This is a genomic window from Roseiarcus sp. (assembly GCF_052145395.1).
GTDB lineage: Bacteria > Pseudomonadota > Alphaproteobacteria > Rhizobiales > Beijerinckiaceae > Roseiarcus.
Window position 1 is genome coordinate 1 of the sequence record NZ_JBKQOT010000916.1, and the last position, 3,007, is coordinate 3,007.

At 65.8% G+C, this 3,007-nt stretch carries 3 protein-coding genes and 1 pseudogene; 2 read left to right on the forward strand and 2 right to left on the reverse strand.

The annotated features are described in order from the left end of the window. Both ACLP25_RS31705 and ACLP25_RS31710 read left to right on the forward strand, forming a co-directional pair. Window positions 1-198 (forward strand): annotated as a pseudogene (locus ACLP25_RS31705) (glutamate dehydrogenase); the annotation flags it as partial. Further along, the gene (locus ACLP25_RS31710; protein ID WP_442473056.1) at window positions 195-746 is read left to right on the forward strand and encodes a GNAT family N-acetyltransferase; all 552 of its coding nucleotides are present in this window, start codon (window positions 195-197) and stop codon (window positions 744-746) included. The pseudogene ACLP25_RS31705 and the gene ACLP25_RS31710, both read left to right, overlap by 4 nt. A gap of 54 nt (window positions 747-800) precedes the next feature. On the opposite strand, the gene ACLP25_RS31715 is transcribed toward ACLP25_RS31710, so the two are convergent. Together ACLP25_RS31715 and ACLP25_RS31720 are read right to left on the reverse strand one after the other, a co-directional pair. Further along, the gene (locus tag ACLP25_RS31715; RefSeq protein WP_442473057.1) at window positions 801-2,264 is read right to left on the reverse strand and encodes a DHA2 family efflux MFS transporter permease subunit; all 1,464 of its coding nucleotides are present in this window, start codon (window positions 2,262-2,264) and stop codon (window positions 801-803) included. A gap of 322 nt (window positions 2,265-2,586) precedes the next feature. After that, window positions 2,587-3,007 (reverse strand): acyl-CoA dehydrogenase family protein (locus tag ACLP25_RS31720; protein WP_442473058.1); only part of this gene is annotated, 421 nt, incomplete at its 5' end.

The following is a 3,007-nucleotide window of genomic DNA, read 5'->3' on the forward strand; positions in this document are numbered from 1 at the left end:
GAATGGGTGCAGGACCTGCAGCAATATTTCTGGTCGCGCGACGAAGTGATGGACCGGCTCGAGCGCGCGCTCGACCGGAGTTGGACAATGGTCGTCGCCCGCGCCAAGCGCGACGGCGTCGCCAACCGAACCGCCGCCATGGCGATCGGGGTCGAACGGGTGATGAAGGCGAAGCAGGCGAGGGGCCTGTTCCCGTGACGGGCGTCAGCGATTCTCCGATCGAGGTGCTGGTTCGCGATGCAAGCGAGGCCGACATGGCGGCCGTGACGGATATTTACGCGCATTACGCGCTCACCTCGCTCGCGACCTTCGAGGAGACGCCGCCCGCGCTCGACGAGATGCTCGCGCGCCGCCGCGCCTCGGTCGACAGCGGACTACCCTATCTCGTCGCCGAAACGAGCGCCGGGATCGCGGGCTTCGCCTACGCCGCCGCCTATCGCGCGCGTCCCGCCTACCGCTTTACGGTCGAGGACTCGATCTATGTCGCCGACGGCCTGCGCGATCGGGGCGTAGGGTCCGCGCTGCTCGGCGCCCTGATCGAGCGCTGCGAGCGCGGCCCATGGCGGCAAATGCTCGCGGTCGTCGGCGACAGCGCAAACGCCGGCTCGATCGGCTTGCACCTGCGGTTCGGATTCGAACGCGCCGGCGTCCTGAAATCGGTCGGCTTCAAGTCCGGCCGCTGGGTCGATACGCCGATCCTCCAGCGGCGGCTGGGCCCCGGCGCCGCCTCGGATCCGAGCCTCTGAGCCATCACCCGGTTCGAGACGAAGGCCCGGCGGCTATCGGGCCACGACTCGCTTTTATGTCGCGTGCTCCGCCTCGAGTTCTGCGCCTTCCCGTCGGCGCCCGCTCATTTCCGCCCCTGCATCGCGCGGATACCCGAGACATACGGGCGCAGCGAGCAGCGAAATGGCGGTGACGATCAGGAACGCCGTCGAAAAGTCGCCGACGCTCGGGTGCAGACGCCCGGCGAGAGTCTTCGAGACGGTCAGCGCAAGCGCGCCCGTGCAGATGCCGAACGACAGCATCAACTGCTGGAACGTCGTGTAAAAGCTATTGGCCGAGGCCGTGCGTTCGGGCGGCACATCGTCATAAGCGACCGTGTTGTAGGCGGTGAATTGCAGCGACATCGAGAAGCCGCAGATCGCCAGAACGAGGAACAGCGACCAATGCGGCCAGTTCTGCCGGAAGGCGGCGCAGGTCGCGTAAAGCAGACTGGAGAATATCCCGTTCCAGATCAAAGTGGTGCGAAACCCGAAGCGCCGCAGGATGGGCGACGCGGCCGCCTTCATCATGACAGCGCCAAGAGCGGTGGCGAAGGTCAGCAGGCCGCTCTGCGCCGCCGACATGCCGAAGCCGAGTTGCATCATCAGCGGCAACAAAAACGGTTGCGCTCCCTGGGTGATGCGCGAAAGCGACCCGGCGATCACCGACACCCGAAACGTCTTGATCCGCATCAGGCTGAGGTCGAGGATGGGCGTCACCCGGCGCCGGCTGAGCGCATAGGCGACATACGCGGCCCCGCTGACCAGGCCCGCACCGATCAGCGCAATCGCGAGCGAGGTTTCGCCTATGCCTCGGCTCGCCGTTTCGAAGCCGAACAGCAGACAGGCGAGCGAAACTCCGGACAACGCGAAACCCCAGGCGTCAAAAGACGTGCGCGTCTTCGGGCGCGTGTTCTGGATGAAGAGCCATGTCAGGAGGACGCCAAGAACGCCAATGGGAACGTTGATATAGAAAATCCAACGCCAATCGAGATAGGTGACGATCAGGCCGCCGACGGGCGGCCCAAGCATTGGACCGATCAGGCCCGGCACCAGAAACCAGCTCATCGCTGAAACGAGATCGGTCCGATCGACGCTGCGCAGCAGGACCAGGCGGCCAACCGGGATCATCATCGCGCCGCCGGCGCCCTGCAACAACCGCGCGACGACGAGCATGGGAAGATTTTGCGCCTGTGCGCACAGGACGGAACTGAGGGTGAAGACGACGATCGCGCCGGCGAACACGGTTCTCGCGCCGAACCTGTCCGCGATCTGGCCGCTGGCCGGAATCAGCACCGCGAGGCTCAACAGATAGGATGTCAGCGCGACGCTCATATGCGAGGGCGTGACATCGAAATACCGGGCCATCGTCGGCAGCGCCGTGGCGAGCACGGTCGAGTCGAGCTGCTCCATGAAGAGCGCAGTGGCGATGATCAGGGCGGTGGTGCGGTAGTTCGGCTTGGAAAGTCCGCAGACCTGTGACGACGTCAGTTCCGACATGATCCGCGATAACTTCTGGGTCCGTGAATCGGCTCGAGAACGCCAAGGGCGCGCCCGCGCTGCGGCGTCTGGCCGAGTGAAAACCGGTCGAGGGGGTGCAGTCCCCATATAGGACCGTATTGCAGCGCAACAAACCAGCAATCGGCCGTGATCAAGGAAAAGTGAAGGTCAGTCGGCGGCGCTGGGGCGTCTCGACGGGACCGGTTGCGAGGGCGCGCGTTCTTGCGCGCCTCGACGGCTTTCGCCCGACCCCTCGGGCGAAATCGACCGCGTTCAGGCGCCCGCGACTTTACGACCCAGTTCCGCGTCAACGCTGGCGGGGTCAGGCGTCGAGCGGCGGGGTCAGGAAGGCGGCAGCGGAGCCGAGGTTCTTGCGGCTGCGCGAGATCTCGCGGCGCGCGATCGCCCGCAGATGGACCTCATCCGGCCCGTCGGCGAAGCGTAGCGCCCGGCCCCAGGTCCAGAGGTCGGCGAGCGGCGTGTCGGGCGAAAGGCCCATCGCGCCGAAGGTCTGCATCGCACGGTCGAGGATGGTTGTCTGCATGCGCGGCGCGACCGCTTTGATCATCGAGATTTCGCCCGCGGCGGCCTTCGCTCCCATCGTGTCGATCATCCAGGCGGTTTTCAGCGTCAACAGGCGCGACTGTTCGATCTCGCAGCGCGACAGCGCGATCCATTCGGCCACGGGCCCATGCTCATGCAGATACTTGCCGAAGGTCTTGCGCTCCTGGGCGCGCTGGATC